Here is a 21,283-nt window from a genome sequence, read left to right on the forward strand (position 1 = left end):
AATCAGAAATATATCGGTACAGATATCTTTGTCACGGCTCGGATATGGTGCACTTCGTCGACGCTAAGACACTTTTGAACGCCCGCGGAGGGATGAACATATATCGCGGGTGCACCCACGGCTGTATCTATTGCGATTCGCGCAGCAGGTGCTACCGGTTCACGCATCCATTCGAGGACGTGGAGGTGAAGCGGAACGCCCCCGAGCTTCTCGAGAAAACATTATCGTCCAAGCGGAGGAAGTGCATGATAGGCACGGGCTCCATGAGCGACCCCTATATGCAATGCGAGGAGGACCTGCGGCTGACCCAGAGCTGTCTGGAGATCATAGAGGGCCACGGTTTCGGTGCGACACTCATAACGAAATCGGACCTGGTGCTCCGCGACATCGACCTTCTGGAGAGCATCAACCGCAAGGCTAGGTGCGTCGTACAGATGACTCTAACCACATACGACGAAGAGATGTGCCGCATATTGGAGCCGAACGTCTGCGGCACGGAAAGACGCTACGAGGTCCTGAAGGGGCTGCGGGACCGGAAAATTCCCACCGTGGTGTGGCTCACGCCCGTGCTTCCGTTCATAAACGATACGTGGGAGAACATATCCGGAATACTCGGCTACTGCGAGGAAGCCCGCGTGAGCGGGGTGATATGCTTCGACATGGGGATGACGCTCAGAGATGGGGACAGAGAGTACTATTACGCGGCCCTCGACGATCGTTTCCCGGGTCTGAAGGAGAAGTACATCCGGACGTACGCGGATTCATACATCGTCCGTTCACCGAACGCCGATAGTCTGATGAGGATGTTCAGAAGCAGATGCATGGAGAATGGCATCATATCCGACCCGGACGCATGTTTCGAGTTCATCCGCCGTTTTCCGGAGAAGAACAGGCAGACCACGCTCGATATCTGATATGGTGGCCATATCTTTCACATCATTTCACCCAGGGGCCCGAATCCTTTCGATGTCCCTGTAGTCCGTCTCCTAAAGGCAAATCATAAAGCCCGCCATCTGCATCGACCGTAACCATGAGGCCCGAAAGCGACATGCGGCAGGAAACCGTCGGCGACCGCTACGGATTCGATAAATTAAGAGAGGCCAACGCCGGATTCGGCCGCGGAGAGATCGGTGTCAAGGAGTACAAGGGCATCTCGGGAAGATACGGCAGCTACGCGCAGAAGGGCAGGGAGAAGCACATGGTGCGCCTCCGCCTTGCGGGAGGAGATGTATCAAAGGAGAAGCTGAGGTCCATCGCCGACGTCATATCCAGATACGACGTTGAGATGGTACACGTGACCACATGCCAAGCGATCCAGTTACACGGCCTCTCCGGAGAGCAGGCCTGCGGCCTGGCCGAAGAGGCTTGCGCCAACGGCATCATCACTATCGGCGGAGGAGGCGACTATCCTCGCAACGTGACGGCTTCGCCGCTTTCCGGCGTGGAGAAAGGCGAGTCGTTCGATGTACTTCCTTATGCGAAGGAGGCGGAGAGGTATCTGCTGGGCATCGTAGATGACGTAAAGTTACCGCGCAAGCTGAAGGTTGGCTTCTCGAACTCCGTCGCCAACGAGACCCATGCCACGTTCAGGGACCTGGGTTTTATGGCCAAACCCAACGGGACGTTCGACGTCTACAGCGCCGGAGGGCTGGGCAACGAGCCGAAGATGGGTCTTCTCGTCGCGGAAGATGTGGACCCGTCGAAGACGCTCTATTGCATCAAAGCGATGGTTAACATCTTCGTGAAGCACGGCGATTATAACAACAGGGCGAGGGCCAGGACCCGCTATATGCAAGACACGCTCGGAAGGGAGGGATACGTGAACGCGTACAGAAAGGAGCTCGATACGGTTCTGGCGCAAGGCGGGATGGACATCGCCGTTTACGACGTATCCGCGGACAAGAAGGGATGCGGCACCGCGGAGGGGAAGAGGATACGCCCCCAAAAACAGGACGGGCTATATTACATCTCGTACCATCCCATCGGAGGGGACCCTGCACCGTCCAAGCTGGGAGAGATATACGATACGATAAAGGACATGTCGCACGTGGGACTGCGCACATCCCCGGACCAGACGCTATACGTTATAAATTGCACCGCGGAGGAGGCGGAGAAAATATCTTCAATAACGGAAGACGGGGCGGAGACCCTTTTCGAATCGTCCGTGTCATGCGTAGGCTCCGAAATATGCCAGCAGGGGCTTAGGGACTCCCGGGGGCTGCTTGACGAACTCGTCGAGATGTCGAGGAGGAACAAATTCGCCGACGGGGTGCTGCCGAGGGTGAACATCTCTGGCTGCGGTTCTTCCTGCGCTACACATCAGATCGGGACCATCGGTTTCCAGGGGACGTCCGTCAGAGAAGGCGGTACGTCGGTCCCCGCGTTCTCGGTGTTCGCCGACGGGTCCCATATGGCGGGAGAGGAGAGGTTCGGCGGATCTGTTGGAAAGATGAAGGAAGAAGACATCCCGCTGTTCCTGGAGGATGTGGGCAAGGCTGTATGTGCAGCAGGGACGGACTACAGGTCGTGGTTCGATTCCGATAGGGGGGCGTTCATGGAGATCGCCGGAAAGTATGTTGTGGAGAACTGAAAAGTTCGATCGATCTTGAACTTAATGATTTTTACGGGGGTTCGGAAGCCCCCGGCTTCCTGCCCCCGGATTACATGAGCTATGCCGATAGAATGTACGGTCAGCTCAGCACGTCCGACATTTCGTACACGACGCCCTTCTTCTGCGAGACGACCCACATCGCGGCCATGACCGCCCCGCCCACGAAGATCTCCCTCGAATGGGCCTGGTGCCGTACTTCGATGCGTTCGGAGTTGCCTATGAACATCACGGTGTGGTCGCCGACGATGTCTCCGCCTCTGATCGCATGTATGCCGATCTCCTTGCCGCGGGGGCAGACGCCCTCGCGTCCGAAGACGAATTCTTTTCCGCCCATCTCCTTGCTGATGATCTCGGCCGCGGTCATCGCGGTGCCGCTGGGAGCGTCCTTCTTCTGGTTGTGGTGGGCCTCGACGATCTCCACGTCGTATCCGTCTCCCAGGTACCTTGCGGCCTCCCTGATGAGTTTGAAGAAGACTCCGACCCCGATCGAGTAGTTCGATGATATCACGGCTGCGACGTTGTTCTTAACGACGGCCTGGGTGATGTTCGTCTTCTGCTCGGCCGTAAGTCCGGTGGTCCCGATGATGAGGTTCACTCCGGCCGCGGCGGCGACCGGTGCGTTGGCCGCGGTCGCAGGCGCGATGGTGAAATCGATGAGCACGTCCGTCCTGCTCTCCTTGAGGACGGACGCCAGGTCCTTGGAGTCCGATACGGGGACGTCCAGCTTTCCCACTCCGACGACCTCCCCTATGTCCTTGCCTATGTTGACCAGGTCAAAGGCCGCCGATATCTTTACGCCGTCGGTCGCCAGGAGGCGGTGGATGATCAGGCTGCCCATCCTGCCGCAGGCGCCTACCAGCGCGACCCTCGTGTCGCTCATTGGAGCACCCCTTTTCCGGACACTTCGTCCGAGCGGTTCCCGAAGAGAATTGAAGAAGCGATGATGATGGGTCCGGTGATGTGCTCTATATACATGATATATCACAACGCAATCTGAACAGGGATATTTAAGAATGCGTGGAATATGTGAAAATCTCGCCCCCGTGCTGTCCGAAGAGGGGCGCTGAAGCATAACCGCATACCCGGCAATTCGTCGACCGTTAAGTGCATAAAAATTTAGCGATGTATGTCGGGCAAGGCCCGACCATAACCGCTAAAATCAATGACAAGCGGAGAGCGTACCTTGTAGAGATTTTGGGGTCGTCCATAGGATGATAGGATGACGCTCGACACAGGCTGCAACAGAGGGTAAGAAGGCTATCAATGCAGACGATGAAGGTGGCGATGTTCGAGCAGTGCGGTCTGACAGAGACGATCGATTCGCGTTTCGCTATCGATTCCCCCAAGAAGACGACTCCCGGGGCGCGGCGAGGGTCCGCATACTGGTTGTGAGAAGATTACTGAATACGCGGTCCGCTAGGACATGTTCGAAGCGGATGAACTGATGAGGATCATAGAATCCACGGAGAAGCGCGTTCCGGAGAACAACATCGCATACTGCGCAACGAGAACGGCCAGCACGGGGCTGATGAACTGCCAGATGAATTTTGCCGACGATTCGAAGAGACTGCAGCGGATAGCTAACGGCCACGGCGAGAACGAGGATGTCGATCTTATCGTGGAAAGGATGCATCGGACGATGCACGCGCTGATCGTATGCGCCGTCGAGGGCGTGGCGTACGCGGAGAAGTTCCGGGAGGAGTACCATGACCGAACGCTCTGAGAAGTACATGGAGAAGGAGTTCATCCGCTTCGACGACGAGACGTTCACGCTGAAGCAGCTCAGAGAGGAGCTGGAGGAGTTCACGGTAAGTATCCCGATGCCGACATCTACGTGGACGGGGACGAGAAGGCCATCGTCGTCAGGAGGAGGATATGGTGACGTCACCGTACGAAGGCTGACCGCAGTCCTTTACGCGAGAGTCTCCACCGATGACAAGGGACGGACCAACGAGACGCAGATTTGCGAGATGAGGAAGTGGTGCGAACGCGAAGGCGTGAAGGTGTTGGAGATATTCCAGGACAAGCAGTCCGGCAAGGACCTCGACTGTCCGCAGTTCCTGCAGGCCGTCGGACGCATCGCGACAGGAGATGTCAACATACTCCTCGCATTGGATGTCACCCGTCTCACGAGGAACAACCAGCTCGGCGAGGTAAGGAAGATGATCGAGCCGTTCCGTACGCAGATCCGTTTCGTCATGGATCCGTTGGATCCCGACAGCGTCGGCGGACGTATCACCACTGCTGTCGAGGAAGCGTTCGGTGCGGAGGAGCGCAGGGTGCTGGGCATCAAGACCTCCCAGGGGATGAGGACGCGTCAGCTGCAGGGCATTCATATCGGACGTCCGTTGGCGATGGTGTTCACCCATCGCGTAGAGGAGAACAGAGCATGTATCAAGACGGACGGGAAGCAGCAGACGAAGATCGTCTCCCTGAAAGCGGTGATGGAGCTCGCGTCTGAAGGCTACTCCCTGGCGAAGGCGGCCAAGGTGCTCGGCGTGTCTAAGATCGCGCTCGCGGCGAACCTCGTGTCCGAAGGGGAGAAGGAGGAGTTCCTTGAAATCTGCGGCAAAGCGAAGAACAGCGGTACAAAAGGTGGTACGACCGAAAGGGTCGGGAATACCGAGGAAAACCGTACGGAAAGGGGGTCGGATTGAGCATGTACAGAAAGGAACCCTTTGCGACGGGGAAGAGACCCTTTGCGACCGAAACACGGGAAAGGAGCGATAAGGACAGGCCCGGACTATTCCCGATGCCACCGTGCCCCGTCTGCGGATCCCGCGGTGTCATCGAGGGCGTGAGTCCCCGGTTGAGCATCACATTCTATTCCGCAAGATGCACAGAGTGCTCGTACCGTTACAAGTTCTTCCGGAAGAAGAGGTCGCTCACGCTCGCGAGGAAGATAGGATGGGATGATAGAGAATGACCGCCCCGGACAAGATGGAACGCAATTGGATCCTCGACGCGGGGACTGTTCAGGCGCTGTCGATCACCAGACTGTGGCTGCCGCCCGATCTGACGTATGCGGATATCCTGCGCATGTCGACCACGATGCTGTTCGAGGAAATCGACAGGGTCTGCATGAAGGAAGGCGTTGGAGTCAACGAGGCGATCCATCTGATGTTCGAGAGGTATTCGAAGACATCCGTGCCTATCGAGATCAAGGTCAATTTCACACCCGGTCCGGGAAGGAACGGGAAACAAACCGATTCAGAAAAAAACAAAGGAGACAAGTCACAATGATAACGAAATGCACTGAGAACAAGAAGACAAGTTACAAGGAGGGATCCGCGTGAGTCCGGAATTCGATTTCTGGGAAAGATCCGAAGTGATTCCGACGAAGAATGAGATCGAAGTGGTATCGCGCTGCATCTTCCTGGGCGAGCACGGGATATACACCCATCCGAGTTCGGAGTTCACAATTTGTCCAGGAGAAAAGGAGAGTTGCAATCGCAGATATTCGAAGAGTTGAACGTCCAACTATCCCCACGCTTTTTCTATCCAGCGTGGGGGAAACAACTTACTTCTTATCATCACGACGGACGTCCAATCTCTTCAATCCTGATTCGGTTCTGATTGTGCATGACAGATGTTTCTTCATGCGCATGTGTTCGCACCCATTGTTATAATTGTCAATGATCCAAGACAGTTTCATCCTGTTACGTTCTTCTCTGATGAAATCTGTATTGGAATTTGCATTCTCAACCACTTTCAAGATCGAATCGTCTATTTTACTCAGGCAATCCATCAATTCACATTCTTCCGATGACGGCTCATCTTGGAAATTCGGTTCAAACCATAACATCGGACGATAATAGTCGAGGTATCTCCAACCATCCGCATCTTTGAGGAAGAAGTATTCTACCCTCATATGATCCGTGTGATCTTCGTCTATCGATGCGAGTATCTCATCGAATGTGTCATCACCGATGATCATACGTGGATTTTTTGCCTCTTTGTTTTCCATCTCATAGGCATCGATGAGAGCAGGACCATAAACACAATCATCATCGATATACAGGTCTCCGATCGTGAATGAACCGCGCGTCAGGACGTTGAATTCCCATAGAAGCACGCGTTGAAGTTCCGCTATCTCTCTGAAGAAGCTGACATGAAACATATGGTGTGGGATGATCTTTTTTTCTGGATCCCATTTCATGCAGATGATGAAGTTGTCCGAGAAGATCTTCGTCCTGATGCGCGGTATCATCGAGGGATCGTAATCCTTGCTCTCTCTTTCGATTTTCTTTATCCTTTCCACCGTGGCCAAGGTCGTTTTCAGGAATTCATCGACGAGTTCCGGATGGAGTCTTATCTTGTCGCGATAACCTAGGATATCCATATATGCGACCAGGTATTTTTCGACAGAGGGTTCATTTTCAGACATAATGGCGTTAGGATATCACTATTCAAATCTTTACAGATTGTCGTTCCTTTGCTGTTCCAGATTTATTTATCAGATGCCGAAGTTTGCATTAAATCGTTGTGAATCGTGTTGTTTATTAGACAGATTGTACGTTGAATTTGTTCAAAATGTGTCGTGTTGTTCTCGAATCAGCATTATTATTAAATTGAGGCAACAACATTCAACAAAAGATGGGTTCTGTTCTTCATTATTCAGCGGCAATGCCTGCAACTCCATTTGCTTTCCCTGAGACCAAATTGGTAGCACGGCTGATGCTGGATTCCGATGATAGATCAGTCGTGAAACAAGTGGTCCATGATAACAATCTTCTGCAGGTGAAGACCGACAGCAATGAGGAGAAGATCTTCAACTATGCATATGGCCGGATGAGTCAATTATCTGATGAACTGAAACGTATAATCGTTTCCGGCGATGAATCCGATGGAAGATTCGTGAATCTTGTTTCGATCATGAAGTGGGATGCATTGTTCATGGATTTCGTGGTCGAAGTCTACAATGACAGATTGATCAACAAGAATCCGATAACCGACTATGATATCATGTCCTATTTCGAGAGGAAGGGGCGTGAGGACCCAAACGTTGCTTCCTGGAAATATGTGACCGTGTACAAATTAAGAAGACTCTATGCACGTGTCCTTTTCGAAGCTGGATTGCTGAAGTCGTCGACAGGGAGCAGGGAGATATGCACACCGTATATCGGACGTTCAACTATAGATGCGCTGTGCGACGAAGGATACGGAACTTACATTAGCGTTACACTGGGAAGAAGATGAAGATACTTGGAATAGACGAGAGGCTGAACAGGATCAAGGATGTCATCATCAACGATCCGTTCTTCGGGGGCAAATCATTGAGCAGCGGCACCGGAGGGTATATCTTCGATTATGATCCGGAAGATGAACTCGTCGTCAGGGAATTCGTCAAGAATTTCAAGGACAGGAAGGACCTCGGTTTCGATGTCCAGGAATTCGATCTCTTCGAGATCATGATTGGGTATCTCCAGGAACAGGGCTATTTGGAGACTGCGTTCGAATTGGAAGAGGAATGCCGCAACGAGAAGGAAGGCATAGGGTACATGATACGCGCTATGGCCGATCTGTTCCAGGCTGACAGTCAGAACGACATCTTCATTGATTATATTCAGAAACATGCTGTCAAAGGCAATGTGCTATTCATCACGGGTGTCGGAAAATGCCATCCGTTCATACGTTCGCATAAGATACTGAATAACTTCGACAGCAAATTGAACGGCGTCAAGACCGTCCTGTTCTACCCGGGGGACTACAACTCGGATGAACTGAAACTTTTCGGAACGATTCCCAGTGAGAACTATTACCGTTCCATGAAACTTGTAGAAAGGAGTGAATGATCATGTCAAAAATAGGGGAGATGTTCGAGAAAGATATCAGCAGGCCGATGAACCCGGTCATCAAGGTTAGCGATCAGAATGATGAGAATGTGATATTCCAGGAGCTTGACGAGTACGTGGTCACACAGGAGATCGATGAGAATCTGGAGAAGTTCTACAAAGGTATCGCCGATGGCATGAAGACCAACACCGATGCTGTTGGCGTCTGGATCTCTGGTGATTTCGGAAGCGGTAAATCCCATTTCCTGAAGATACTCTCATTCCTTCTCAAGAACAGTAAGATCCGCGACAAGGAGGCCATAACGTATCTTCAGAACAAGGTGTCCGAGGCAGTATATTCGTATATGCAGACTATCGGAAGGAAGAATGTCGAGACGGTCCTTTTCGATATCGATGCCGAGAGCAAGGAAGGCCAGAATGCGGACAATCTCGTCCAGATCTATTTGATGGTCTTCAACAGGATGCTCGGTCTGAGTACCGTCGCATCCGTCGCGGAGATGGAACGTCATATCATCCGGGAAGGGAAGTACGATCTCTTCAAATCCAAATATCAGGAGATCTCCGGAAAGACATGGGAATTTGACAGGACCAAGCCTGCATTTGTCAAGCCCAAGATCAAGGCCGCATTGGTGGCCGCGGGTCTTTACAATGAATCAGATGCCACCGACGTCGCGGATACCGCTACGAAAAAGCTCGAGGTCAGTGTTAGGGACTTCGCAAAACTGGTGAAGGAACATTGCGCGGAGCAGGGGAAGGATTACACATTGTTCTTCCTGGTCGATGAGGTCGGACAGTTCATCTCGGGCAACACACAGCTGATGTTGAAGCTTCAGACAATCACCGAGGAACTCGGTGTTGCCTGCCATAGACAGGCTTGGAATATCGTCACCAGTCAGGAGGATATCGATCAGGTCGTTGCCGGAGTCAATAACAAGGATTTCTCCAAGATCCAAGGACGTTTCGGTGTTCGTGTGAAGATGTCCTCGTCGGATGTGAAGGAGGTCATCGAGAAGAGGATACTTCTGAAGAAGAGCAATTATGTCGATGAGTTGAAAGCATACTATGATGTGAATCGCGATGCCATTCACAACAAGCTCAACTTCGACAACGGTGTGAACATCAGGCTGTACAAGAACAAGGAGGAGTATTCCAACACATATCCGTTCGTCCCGTATCAGTATCAGATGCTACAGACCATGCTCACCCAGCTGAGGAACAAGAGCAGAGCAGGAAAGAACATCAGTAACGCAGCACGTTCGATGCTGAAGACCTTTAGGGATACGGTCGTCGAGTACAAGGATAACGATTCTTTGTCGGTGATCCCGATGTACGCGTTCTACGATTCGCTCACACCGGAGTTGGACAGTCCGACACTGCAGGCGTTCTACGATGCGAGCAAGAACGATATGCTCGATGTCGATTTCGACCTCAATGTTCTGAAGACACTGTTCCTTGTGAAATATTACGACGGATTGACAATATCTGTCACTAACATCACATCGATGATGGTATCTTCGTTCGACGAGAACAGGATCACCCTGAAGAAGAAGGTCGAGGAAGCGTTGGATCGCCTCGTTACTCAGAATCTTGTGCAGAGGAATGGGGACACATACGTTTTCCTTACGAACGTGGAGCAGGAGATAAATCTTGAGATCAAGAGGGAATCCGTAGATGTAGGCAAACGTATCCAGGAGATATCCCGTATCGCATTCGGAGAGATCCTTGGACTTAGCGGTAAATACAAGTATGACAGCGATCACCCGTATCCGTTCAACAGAATTGTCGACGGGGAGAACGTCGATGGTACGAGTTACGAATTGGGTCTTGCCATATCCACACCGGCAAGTAGAGTGGATCCTGCCACGTTGACCATGGAATCCATCAATTCTGTCGTTCTCGAATTGCCGGGCGACGATCGTGTGATCATTCAATGCAATGAATACATCTCGACCGAGAGTTATCTTTGCAAGAATATGAGCTCCGACCTCCCCAAAGGGAAGAGGGCGATACTGGAAGCCAAGGAATCCGAGCTTAAGGACATGAAGGACAGATTCAGAGAACTGCTTTCCGATGCACTTCAGTCTGCCAAGATATACATCAACGGTTCACCGGTGCAGATCAACGAATCCAAGCCGGGAGCTCGTGTCGAAAAGGCCATGAGTCAGCTGATCGAGGCCACATACAGCAAAATGGATTACATGAGGAATCCGAAGAGCAAAACTATCGTGGAACAGATCTTCAGGAACAGATCGATAATCCCATTCGATAAGGCCTGCGGAAGCGAAAGGAACGCCATTGATTCTGTTGTTGATTATATTTCTGAACAGGCGAAGATCAACGCTACCGTCAGGATATCGAATGTGATGGAGAAGTTCAGGAAGAGACCGTACGGGTTCAATGACGTGGATATTCAATGGATATTGGCGATCCTGTTCCGTCACAATAAGATCGGGCTTGTGTTCGAAGGAGTATCATATGATGGTAAGAAGGTGGATGCAGACAAAGGTATCGATCTGATAACCAGGGCCAAGAACTACGATCGCGTGGAGATCAAATTGCGTGAAAGCGTCTCGTCGGCATCGATCAACAAGGCCGCCGATATCTTCAAGGAGATACTGGCGAAATCACTGCAGCTTGATGAGAGTGCATTGGTCGGTGCGATCAACAGCGGTTCGAAAGAGCTGATGCACGAGATCGATGGATATCTTGATAAGATAAGGTCGAACCCCAAATACCCCGGAAAGGAACAGCTGGATGCAATGCGCTTGATGCTCAACAGCACTGCGAGCATGGGTTCTCCGGACATATTCCAATATATCGACCACAACGAGGATGCATTCAGGAATCTTCGTGACAATCTGGACAGCCTCAGAGGGTTCTTCGCAGAGGACAGCCCCAGAAGAAGGTTGTTCGACAGAGGCCTCTCATGTCTTGCCGCGTATACCAAGGATGAGAATTACGTGGTCGGCGAGATCGTTCAGACAAGATCTGATATCGAATCGGCGATGAACTCCGAAGGTCTGAAGGATCTCCATAAACTGAACGGGTTGTGCGATTCATTCGAATCTGAATTGAATGCTTTGATTGATGCTGCAAAGCATGGCGAGAAGGAAAAGATGGCAGCATTCAAAGAGATGTATTCTTCGAAATTCGCTGATCATCAGGACCTCGCAGCAGAATTGGACAATCTTTTCGAAGATTCAATGAGTAAGATGGACCCCGTGAGATCGATATCGGAGCTGTGTGAGATACCTAATGGTTTCAACATAAAGGCAAAAAACGTCGTTGCGAAGATCCCTAAAAAGCAGATTCCGCAAGATCCGAGGCAGCAACCTGACAAAGCGGTGCCAAAGAAAGGATCGGTCTATGCAAGTGTCATTTTCTCGGGAACCGAAGTGAATTCCGAAGAGGATATCGAGAAGATATTGAACTCGGCCAGAGAGAAGATGAAAGAGAAACTGAAGAACGGTCCGTTTAACATCAATTGGTGATTTGATGGATAAAGGTGCAATCGAGAAATTCGCGATCTCTTCAAGGGTCAAACTGAGACAATCCGTCGAACAGAGGATGGCAGCGTTGGGGATCACTGCCGACGGTGTCACGGCATCAGCTCAAGTTATAGGGGATGTCGTGATCCTCAACCTGTCGAACGGTATGGAGACACGTTTGACGAAAGACGAATCAGGACATCGCGACCAGCTCATCAAAGAGGTCGGCAGGGCTGGATACGACAACGTCATAGAATCGGTTGCATACACCTGGTTCAACAGACTGATCGCCATCAGATACATGGAGGTCAACGATTTTCTTCCGACACACGTTCGCGTTCTCTCTTCCACGATCCCTGGGAGGAAAGAACCCGACCTCATATCGCAATGTCTCCAGGTCGATCTTGGATACTCACCTGGTGAAAGGGATCGCATCATCAAATTGAAGGATGCCGAGGAATCAGACAGGCTGTTCGGACTATTGTTCCTTATCCAATGCAGGGAGTTGAACAAGATACTTCCCGAATTGTTCACCATCACAAAGTCCTATGAGAACCTCCTTCTGAAGATTTCTTTCACGGATCCGAACAGTGTTGTGAGAGATCTTGTGGATACGATTCCCGAGGATGATTTCAGAGATGCTGTCCAGATCATCGGGTGGATGTATCAATATTACAACTCGGAGTTAAAGGATGATACCTTTGCCAAGTTGAAGAAGAACGTCAAGATATCCAAGGAACGTATCCCTTCAGCCACGCAGCTGTTCACGCCGGATTGGATCGTCCGTTACATGGTGGAGAATTCGGTTGGGAGGATTTGGCTGGAAGGTCACAAGGACGACTCACTCAAAGCAGGGTGGAAATATTATCTGGACGAGGCTAAGCAGGAACCGGAAGTCGTCAAACAATTGGAATCATTGAGAACTGAAAGAAAGAAACTCACACCCGAAGATATCAGAGTCATTGATCCATGTATGGGCAGCGGACACATCCTCGTCTATGCATTTGATGTTCTGATCCAGATCTACGAATCGTATGGTTACAGTAGATCCGAAGCAGCGATCTCGATCGTGGAGAAGAATCTCTATGGATTGGATGTCGATGATCGTGCATATCAACTCGCATATTTTGCGGTGATGATGAAGGCACGTCAGTACAATCGCAATGTATTTGACAAGCATATATCGAACAACATCCATGCTATCGTTGAATCGGATGTCATCACAGATGATGTGTTGAAAGGATATGGCTCTAAGATGGGTTCCATGGACAGATATGTTGCATTGTCAGACATTAATTATCTGATTACTCAATTCAAGAATGGAAAGACCTATGGCTCCTTGATAACACTTAAGACCGTCAGATGGGACTTCATCGATGCTTTCCTAAAGGATCGTTCTATTTCGGTATACAATTCTCCGGAGATAAATGAGAGGCTCAACGAATTGGTTGCTATTTCGAAGGTTCTTTCGCAGAAATACGATGTAGTTACTACAAACCCACCCTATTCAAAAAAAGCTTATCAAAGTGAGGAATTAGGGCAATATTTAGCAGGTAAGTACTCTGATTATTCTCCTGATTTATATTCTACTTTCATAAAAAGGTGCAGTATTTTTTTAAATAATCATGGTTATTGCGGGATGATTACTCAGACTGGCTTTCTTTTCAAGGCACAATTCAAGAAAATGCGTGCTTCTTTGAGATGTGGCATATCATTCAATAGCATTGTACGTTTAGGTCCAGGTGCGTTTGAAGAAATTCAAGGAGAGGTAGTACAATCTGTCATGTTTGTATTTTGTAATGGGATTATTAATAATAATGTTGTGTATGTAGATCTGTTTTCTGTAAAAGGAAGTGCTAGTAAAGAGAATATTTTTTTACAACATGATTCGAGTTTTGAGTCAATAAAAAGTCCAATATGTGATGATTTGGATAAAAATGCACCCTTATTTGAATCCTGTTATCATCAAAGTATGTCTATTATATCGAAGATTGGATGTCAACCAGGGTCCGAATTGGTTTTTTTATGGTGGGAAGTTGAGCACAACAATCCAATATACGTTCCATACAACAAGGGTGGAAAATATCGCAAATGGTATGGAAATCAGCTGTGGGTGTTGAAATACGGATTAGACGGCAATTGTGTATATCGGCATGGTGGGCAGACGTCAAATAAAGAATATTATTTTAAAGAGTCAATTAGCTGGACACGCGTATCATCCAAAATGAATATGAGGTATTATCCAACTGGTTTTGTTTTTGATAACACATCACCGTGTATTTTTAATGATATTTTTTATTTATTGGGGTATTATAACTCTCCCGTATCTGAATATGTCCGGATAACAACATATGCTGGAAATAAAATCGAATCTGGACATGTTATTGCAATTGCACCACCCTATCATGTAGATATATCACAAAGGGAGCACATTGAATCTTTGGTGAAAGATTGTATATCAATATCAAAACGTGATTGGGATTCCAGAGAATTATCGTGGAATTATCAAAAATGTCCATTATTGGGACAGTCTACGATAAAAGAAGGGTATAAAAAATACAATCTTGAAATGAATGAGACGATATCAACTTTACATAAGAAGGAAAATGAGATTTATGAGTATTTTATAGATCAATTGACCTCAGATGAATACATATTTAGTTCTGATGATATACAAAAGTACGATTATGGCTCAAAGATCATTCAAATGAATCAAGCAGAATCAATTAAACAATTATTATCTTATGCTGTTGGATGTATGTTTGGGAGATATTCGTTGGATGTTGACGGCCTGGTATATGCCGGTGGTCAATGGGATTCTTCAAAATATACTAAGTTTACAGCCGATGCAGACAATATCATCCCATTGAATGAAGATGAGTATTTTGGAGACGATATTGTAACTAGGTTCATTGAGTTCATCAAAATAGTATTCGGTAAAGACTTCTTAGAAGATAACCTGAAATACATTGCCGATTGCCTTGAGGTCAAAGGTTCAGGATCGTCGCGTGATAAGATACGTACTTATTTCCTGAAAGATTTCTACAAAGATCATTTGAAAATGTACAGTAACCTTCCGATATACTGGCTTTTTGATAGTGGAAAGGAGAATGGATTCAAGGCTTTGGTCTACTTGCACCGTTATGACGAGAATCTCATAGTGAAAATGCGTCAGAACTACCTTCTCCCGATGCAGCGCAGGTACATCGATCATATCGGGAGGGAAAAGGATCAGGTCAAACGTACTTCCATTCAAAAGAAATTGGATGAGATCGAACGTTACGATCTTGCCATGGAGCTGTATGCTTCCAATCCTGTTTCAATAGATCTCGACGATGGTGTGAAGGTCAATTACGCAAAATTCCAGAACATAGAGAACAGCAAATCCTCTAAGGACAAGATAAACCTACTTTACAAGATCTGAGGTGATCGTTTGGCTCAAGATAACATCGAAGGAAGGATCAAAGGTCGTTTCGAAGCGACCAAAAGACTCGATACAACATCTCAGAGGATCGTATTCTGGATGGACGAAACCGGGGAGTTCAAGGATTCCATAGATTCTCTGGATCTCGGAGATATCAAGATACTGAAGCTTGACAGATACAATTCTTTCAAGGTGAAATATATCCTCGAACACGATGATCTTGAATCGAGGCATCTTGTCTATGTGCCATATTCTTTACCGAAAGACGAGAACAACATCTTGGCCGATATGATTCACTACACCAATCCACCATTCTGTGCGGATAAGCCGTCTTTACTATGTGAAGATCTCAGGATCGATATCAAGAATGTTGATGTTGTCAAGAGGCATATCAAATTCTTAAACAGCAACGAACGCAGGAGAAAGTATTTGAATTACGATGTTGACGGAAAGAACCCCGATTCCATCGTTTTGGGGATCATGGCCACAGTAATGAATTCCGATGCATCCGATTTCAAACAAATTCTGATGGATGTTCTAAGATCATTCTCGGAAGATACCGAATCAGGGATCGAATCGACTGCTCTGGACGGATTCGAGACATATGATCTGACTGAACCGTTCTGGGAACAATGTAAAAAAGAGTTCGGAATAGAAGATCAGACCATCGGTGCATTGGTCCGTATATTCTTCATATCCTATGCATCATGTAAGATACAATTGGACCCGAACAAGACGATCGCGCCGCACATCTCCAGTAAGAGCGGGAAGATAACCACATTCATAAATGAGATGTACAACAACTCAAACTACAGCGAATCGGCAGAATTCTTATCCGACTGGGTAGCGGACAAGATGAAGCTCGATTTCTATTTCGATTCGTTCGATCTCAAAGCGCTTGGCGATTCGGACGCATTCAGATGCATCGATGAGATCATCATCAATCGCCTCATTGGTCAGATGAGCAGTACCTGCAAACCACTAGATGCATCAGATGTTGCATTGTTGCATAAGAGGGAGACGCTGCACTATTACAATGATTACGAATCACAATATAATGCCATATTGTTCGGACACGATCTTCTTGATAATACATTGAATTTCTCATTAGATCTCTCTGCAACGAAAAACCCCGCAGATATCATTGATAATTATGCTTCGAAATGGTATTGCATCGATCGTTGCTATCGCGGGTTCGTCTTCAATACGGACAAGATTGAAGAAAAAACCCCAGATATGGAGAGATTCATTGATTTCATTGAGAACACATACAACAACAAATTCCTCAACGAGATCTCCGAGAGACTGTCTTCGATGGTTGAGTCCTATGCAGATCTTCCGGGAGTCAAACAAACCGGATTCTATGATAAATACGTCGAGAAAACCGATCAGGCCACGGTCGTCATCATATCGGATGCGTTCAGGTATGAGTGCGCTACCGAGTTGCGTGAAGTGCTTGACAAATCGTCAAGGGTCAAGGAACAAAAACTCGACCACATCATATCCACTCTTCCGTCGATAACAAAGTTCGGCATGGCCGCCTTATTGCCTAACAACGGATTGGAGGTTTGTCCCGGAGACAATTATTCTGTCAGGATCGATGGTATGAATACCAACATGGACGATCGCGAAGTCGTCCTCAAAGCAAGGAATCCTGCATCGGTGGTTCTCAAATACAAAGATGCCATTTCGATGAAAACACAGGATCTCAGAGATGCTTGTAAGGGAAAACGTGTGGTCTATATCTACCACGATATAATAGACGCGACCGGCGATAAACCTCAGAATGAGATGAGGACATTCGTCGCGTGCAGGGATGCGGTGGACGAGATCAGAAGATTGATCGAGATAGTCACCAACAGATTGAGCTACACACGTTTCATAGTGACATCGGATCATGGTTTCATTTACAGAAGGAAGAAGATCGAGGAACTCGATAAAATCCTGTTGCCCAGTCATGCATCAGCCGAGAAGCGTTACATATTGAGCGATGTCTCATGTGATTTCATTCAGACACAGGAGCTGTCTCTGGATTACCTCGGTGTGGAAAATGGAGAGTTCTACGTTTCCGTTCCGACGACCAGTGGCATATTCAAGGTGCCCGGCGCAGGTCAGAATTTCGTCCATGGCGGTATGTCTCCGCAGGAGATTGTCGTACCTGTTCTGGAAGTACATACAAATAAGGGAAAGGTCAAGGAAGAGTACGTTGGATTGAAGGCCGTTTCCAAACCTACGATCAAGAAGAGTAAACCAAATTTGGGATTCTGGCAGGAAAACCCTGTATCCGACAAATATCGTGAGGCGACCTATGAACTCTGGTTCGAGAATGAGGATGGACAGCGCGTCTCCGATGTTCAATCGATTATTGCAAACAAGGTTGTAGGTCAGGAGATGGAACACCACGTTCGTTTCACGCTCAGTATGAACAAGGGAACAGCATATCTTAACATCAAGAATAAAACGGACGATGACGTTCCGACTGTGAAGGAAGAATATCAGGTGCAGATCATGTTTACGGATTTAGGTGGGTTCTGATGGATAACAACGCGACCATAGTGGCTGGATTCAACCAGCTGTTGCCGGTGTTGTCCAAATACGTGACATCATCATTATATGAGCAATATGGTGATGAATGGTGGAACGTCGCAGTTCTCAATAAATTCGATGACAGGCAGAAATGGGACCTTCCGCAGCAAGGATCTTTCGACGAATGCGTTGCCAGTCTTGATATCGCGCGTGTGATAATTCTTCTTGATATCAATTGGAATGAGACGTTTAGGGACAAAGTGGTCCGTGAAGGCCCTGGTCTCATGAAAGATTCACGCAGTTGGGCAAAAGAGCTGCTGAACGTCCGTAACAAATCCGCGCATATTGGAGGTAATGATTTCTCCGACAGGGATGCCAGAAGGGCACTTGATACGATGGAACGTCTGTGCGAATGTTTTGATAAGTATGTTGCCAAAAAGATCAATGTGCTCTACGAGAGCATCGGAAGAAGCGAGATGGCTCCTGCCACCAATCCTGTCGATGGCTCTGCATCGATTGACGATCCTGTTTCTCCGATAGCCGAATCAGTTGTTGAAAGCAATCTTGTCTTTGAGGATGTCAGAGACAAACCGATCAAATCCGTTTCTAGATCGTCCGATCACATTGGGTCCGTCACTATAGATGTCGATCGTTTGACGGATGCATTCGATGGATGTATCGTAAGGAAGGATCTGACGAAGAAAATCAAGGAGGGAGCTAACGTCCCGATATTCGTTCTCGAATATCTTCTCGGGATGCATTGCTCTTCCAGTGATCAGGCAGAGATTGATGAAGGCCTCCAAGTGGTCAAGAAGAAGCTCGCCCGCTTGTACATACGTCCAGATGAGGCCGAGAGGATCAAATCCAACATTCGTGAGGCCGGAGAGGGATATTCGATAATCGATAAAGTGTCTGTAACACTCGATTTCAAGAAAGATATCTATGTCGCCACATTCCTCAGTTTGGGTTTGAAGAACGTACCAATCGACAGATCAATGGTGGTCTCTAATCCAAGGCTCCTTTCCGGCGGTATCTGGTGCATCATCACATTCAATTACTCGTATCTTGAAGATGACAAACTTGTCAATCCTTTCAAGATCACACGTCTTTCACCTATTCAAATGCCATTCGTGGATGTGAATGAATTCATTCATCAACGTAAGAACTTCACGAAGGATGAGTGGATCGCGTTGATGCTCAGATCCACCGGCATAGAACCAGATAACATCGATGAACGCACGAAATGGTTGCTTCTCGCACGCATCATGCCGTTGGTCGAGAACAACATAAATGTATGTGAGCTCGGCCCGCGCAGCACTGGTAAATCTCATGTTTACAAGGAGATTTCTCCGAGCAGCATACTTGTGTCAGGGGGTCAGGCATCTGTTGCCAGTTTGTTCTACAATATGTCGTCCCATACGCCGGGCCTGGTGTGCAATTGGGATGTTGTGGCATTCGACGAGGTCGCCGAGATCAAGTTCAAGGACAAGGATGCGATAACGATCATGAAGGACTACATGGCCTCGGGATCGTTCTCCAGAGGCGGGGAGCAGCTTGAAGGCAAAGCTTCCATGGTGTTCGTAGGCAACATCAATGAGAACATCAACACTCTTCTTCTCCAGGCAAGTCTATTTAAACCATTCCCAGTGGGGATGAACGAGGATACGGCATTCCTCGACAGATTCCATTGTTACATCCCGGGATGGGAGATCGAACCGTTCTCTCCGAGATTATTTACTAACGATTATGGATTCATATGCGACTATTTCGCTGAGATCTCCAGAGAATTGAGGAAGATGCAGTATTCCAATGTAATCGACAAGTACTTCACTCTTGACGAGAGCCTGAAGCAGAGGGATGTGACATCGATCAAGAAGACGGTCTCTGCAATGATGAAGATCATCTACCCCAATGGTGTAGCAGACAAAGGCGAGATTCGCGAGATATTGGAATTCGCAATGGAGATGAGATCCAGGGTGAAAGAGCAGCTCAAGCGTATTCAACCTGATGGAGAATTCTCTGAAGCTAGATTCATCTATCACGACTTGGAGACTGAAGAATCAAGGGAAGTATTCGTTCCAGAATGTGAGGAACTTTCTAGAAGATAACAGTCGTGGTAAAAATGTCAGTTGAAATAAAGTTAATTGATAGGGAGGATTCGCTACTTGGAAGTAATGTAAGTTTACGTGTTAATAATAAGCGGATCGATGGATTCCAATTGTCTGAAAAGAGTAATTGTACAAAATTTGAGCGTGGCGTTTATTCTAAACTCGGTGAAAACAAGATACGTGAATATGCAATCGACATCACTCCATCAAGGCTTGATGAGCTCGATGCAGATAGAGGTGAATTGGATAAATTTACAAAAGATAAATTTTCCAAATTGAGAAATAGTAATGAAATGAACATGATGGTATTTCGTGTTGATGTTTCGAAGGAAAAGTTGGAAGAGCGGCACATATCTATGCTTTCAAATCTTTTGCAATTATCTGGAAATGATATCATTGTACCGCCGTTTGTGAAGATATCAAAAGAATCCAAGTTTGATGTTGATCAGTATTTGAGTTACTACAGGACATTTGAAGACTATTTAGGATCGACAATCTCTTCAATAGCATGTCCGATTCCTGGGCAATCTAGTACAAAAGATATTAGGCAAATCATGAACGAATTAGGTGGTAAACATTGTCAGATTTTTGTTGTTGATTTTGATGGGCAAAAGGTGATAAGCCCTTCAAATGAGATTTCGTTACGTACGGTTATGGGCGGTATTCGTAATCTTGAAAAAGAATATGGTGAGGGTAGTTTTTTCTACGGTTTCGATGCACGCCCTAATCCTAAAAATGGTACAGACAAGGATTTTATCGAATCACAGATACTAGCATCTGTTGGATTAAATGCAGTGGGACCTAAAAGGAAAAGGACTGTACTCCCGCCAAATATAGCAAAATTATTGGGTGAATCCGATCCATTGGACGTTTGCAAGTTATTTTGTGAAGATGACTATCGTCAATACTCTATTCGTAGCGGTCGTGTCACCGAAGATTTTTCAACATTTGTTGATGATATGTGGGGGATAGATTATTCTACACTAAAATATGATAAAATGCGGGAATTAACAGCCGCATTCAATCATAATGCAAGATCAGAAAATATTCCTAATATCAATCAATCCATTTCTGAAAATACACTTGTTGATTTAATTCAATCCAAGAATACACCCGAATATGTAATGAAAGTAGCGAAGAAGGTTGCTAAGAAAGTTACTGGCGTGTAACTTCGCCTGTTTTTGGATCCACGATAGTAATGTAGATCCTTTTTCCGTCGAAGTGTGCATAAACAATTTTTTTATTTATGAGGCCCGATTCAGTTGTAGATACAGTACATTTTTTAAACTGATTTAATTCGAGGTTCAGTTTCTTTTTTTCCAGCTTTATCG

Annotated in this window: 17 protein-coding genes; 15 read left to right on the forward strand and 2 right to left on the reverse strand. The window is 47.4% G+C overall.

Going from position 1 to position 21,283, the window contains the following annotated elements; all coding sequences use genetic code 11:
• Positions 1 to 44: 44 nt before the first annotated feature.
• Complete coding sequence (locus VB016_04295; GenBank protein ID MEA4977752.1) at positions 45 to 914, forward strand: radical SAM protein; 870 nt, start codon at positions 45 to 47, stop codon at positions 912 to 914.
• Between the two features lie 134 nt (positions 915 to 1,048).
• Positions 1,049 to 2,590, forward strand: a complete 1,542-nt coding sequence (locus tag VB016_04300; GenBank protein ID MEA4977753.1) for a nitrite/sulfite reductase — start codon at positions 1,049 to 1,051, stop codon at positions 2,588 to 2,590.
• 100 nt (positions 2,591 to 2,690) lie between these two features.
• On the opposite strand, the gene dapB is transcribed toward VB016_04300, so the two are convergent.
• Positions 2,691 to 3,491 carry a 4-hydroxy-tetrahydrodipicolinate reductase gene (gene dapB, locus VB016_04305; GenBank protein ID MEA4977754.1) on the reverse strand — a complete coding sequence of 267 codons (801 nt, stop codon included), beginning with the start codon at positions 3,489 to 3,491 and terminating at the stop codon, positions 2,691 to 2,693.
• Positions 3,492 to 3,874: 383 nt separating this feature from the next.
• On the opposite strand from dapB, the gene VB016_04310 reads away from it, so the two are divergent.
• From VB016_04310 to VB016_04335, 6 genes are read left to right on the forward strand one after another with little or no spacing between them, the layout of a single operon-like run.
• On the forward strand, positions 3,875 to 4,003 hold the full coding sequence (locus VB016_04310; protein MEA4977755.1) for a hypothetical protein: 129 nt from the start codon (positions 3,875 to 3,877) through the stop codon (positions 4,001 to 4,003).
• A 31-nt stretch (positions 4,004 to 4,034) separates the two neighbouring features.
• Entirely contained in the window at positions 4,035 to 4,334 is a 300-nt protein-coding gene (locus VB016_04315) for a hypothetical protein (protein ID MEA4977756.1), read from the forward strand.
• Positions 4,318 to 5,268 carry a recombinase family protein gene (locus VB016_04320; protein ID MEA4977757.1) on the forward strand — a complete coding sequence of 317 codons (951 nt, stop codon included), beginning with the start codon at positions 4,318 to 4,320 and terminating at the stop codon, positions 5,266 to 5,268. Before VB016_04315 ends, VB016_04320 begins: the two co-directional genes overlap by 17 nt.
• Positions 5,269 to 5,270: 2 nt before the next feature.
• Positions 5,271 to 5,537: a hypothetical protein gene (locus VB016_04325; GenBank protein MEA4977758.1), complete on the forward strand. Its 267-nt coding sequence runs from the start codon at positions 5,271 to 5,273 to the stop codon at positions 5,535 to 5,537.
• On the forward strand, positions 5,534 to 5,854 hold the full coding sequence (locus VB016_04330; protein MEA4977759.1) for a hypothetical protein: 321 nt from the start codon (positions 5,534 to 5,536) through the stop codon (positions 5,852 to 5,854). The genes VB016_04325 and VB016_04330 overlap by 4 nt, the downstream gene beginning before the upstream one ends.
• Positions 5,855 to 5,903: 49 nt before the next feature.
• Positions 5,904 to 6,083 (forward strand): hypothetical protein, encoded by a 180-nt coding sequence (locus VB016_04335; protein MEA4977760.1) that lies wholly within the window; start codon positions 5,904 to 5,906, stop codon positions 6,081 to 6,083.
• A 48-nt stretch (positions 6,084 to 6,131) separates the two neighbouring features.
• Here the strand turns inward: VB016_04335 and VB016_04340 are convergent, their stop codons facing one another.
• Complete coding sequence (locus VB016_04340; GenBank protein ID MEA4977761.1) at positions 6,132 to 6,998, reverse strand: hypothetical protein; 867 nt, start codon at positions 6,996 to 6,998, stop codon at positions 6,132 to 6,134.
• A gap of 209 nt (positions 6,999 to 7,207) precedes the next feature.
• Here VB016_04340 and VB016_04345 point away from each other — a divergent pair, with 209 nt between their 5' ends.
• The 7 genes from VB016_04345 to VB016_04375 are packed head-to-tail and all read left to right on the forward strand — an operon-like array spanning position 7,208 to position 21,121.
• Positions 7,208 to 7,810: a DUF1819 family protein gene (locus VB016_04345; protein ID MEA4977762.1), complete on the forward strand. Its 603-nt coding sequence runs from the start codon at positions 7,208 to 7,210 to the stop codon at positions 7,808 to 7,810.
• Positions 7,807 to 8,406, forward strand: coding sequence for a DUF1788 domain-containing protein (locus tag VB016_04350; GenBank protein MEA4977763.1), 600 nt, complete (start codon positions 7,807 to 7,809; stop codon positions 8,404 to 8,406). The genes VB016_04345 and VB016_04350 overlap by 4 nt, the downstream gene beginning before the upstream one ends.
• Before the next feature lie 2 nt (positions 8,407 to 8,408).
• Entirely contained in the window at positions 8,409 to 11,897 is a 3,489-nt protein-coding gene (gene brxC, locus VB016_04355; protein MEA4977764.1) for a BREX system P-loop protein BrxC, read from the forward strand.
• Positions 11,898 to 11,901: 4 nt separating this feature from the next.
• Complete coding sequence (gene pglX, locus VB016_04360; protein ID MEA4977765.1) at positions 11,902 to 15,318, forward strand: BREX-1 system adenine-specific DNA-methyltransferase PglX; 3,417 nt, start codon at positions 11,902 to 11,904, stop codon at positions 15,316 to 15,318.
• Positions 15,319 to 15,327: 9 nt separating this feature from the next.
• On the forward strand, positions 15,328 to 17,853 hold the full coding sequence (pglZ, locus tag VB016_04365) for a BREX-1 system phosphatase PglZ type A (GenBank protein ID MEA4977766.1): 2,526 nt from the start codon (positions 15,328 to 15,330) through the stop codon (positions 17,851 to 17,853).
• On the forward strand, positions 17,853 to 19,952 hold the full coding sequence (gene brxL / locus VB016_04370; GenBank protein ID MEA4977767.1) for a protease Lon-related BREX system protein BrxL: 2,100 nt from the start codon (positions 17,853 to 17,855) through the stop codon (positions 19,950 to 19,952). The genes pglZ and brxL overlap by 1 nt, the downstream gene beginning before the upstream one ends.
• Before the next feature lie 14 nt (positions 19,953 to 19,966).
• Positions 19,967 to 21,121 carry a hypothetical protein gene (locus tag VB016_04375; protein ID MEA4977768.1) on the forward strand — a complete coding sequence of 385 codons (1,155 nt, stop codon included), beginning with the start codon at positions 19,967 to 19,969 and terminating at the stop codon, positions 21,119 to 21,121.
• Positions 21,122 to 21,283 lie beyond the last annotated feature (162 nt).

Source organism: Methanomassiliicoccaceae archaeon (assembly GCA_034928305.1).
GTDB lineage: Archaea > Thermoplasmatota > Thermoplasmata > Methanomassiliicoccales > Methanomethylophilaceae > VadinCA11.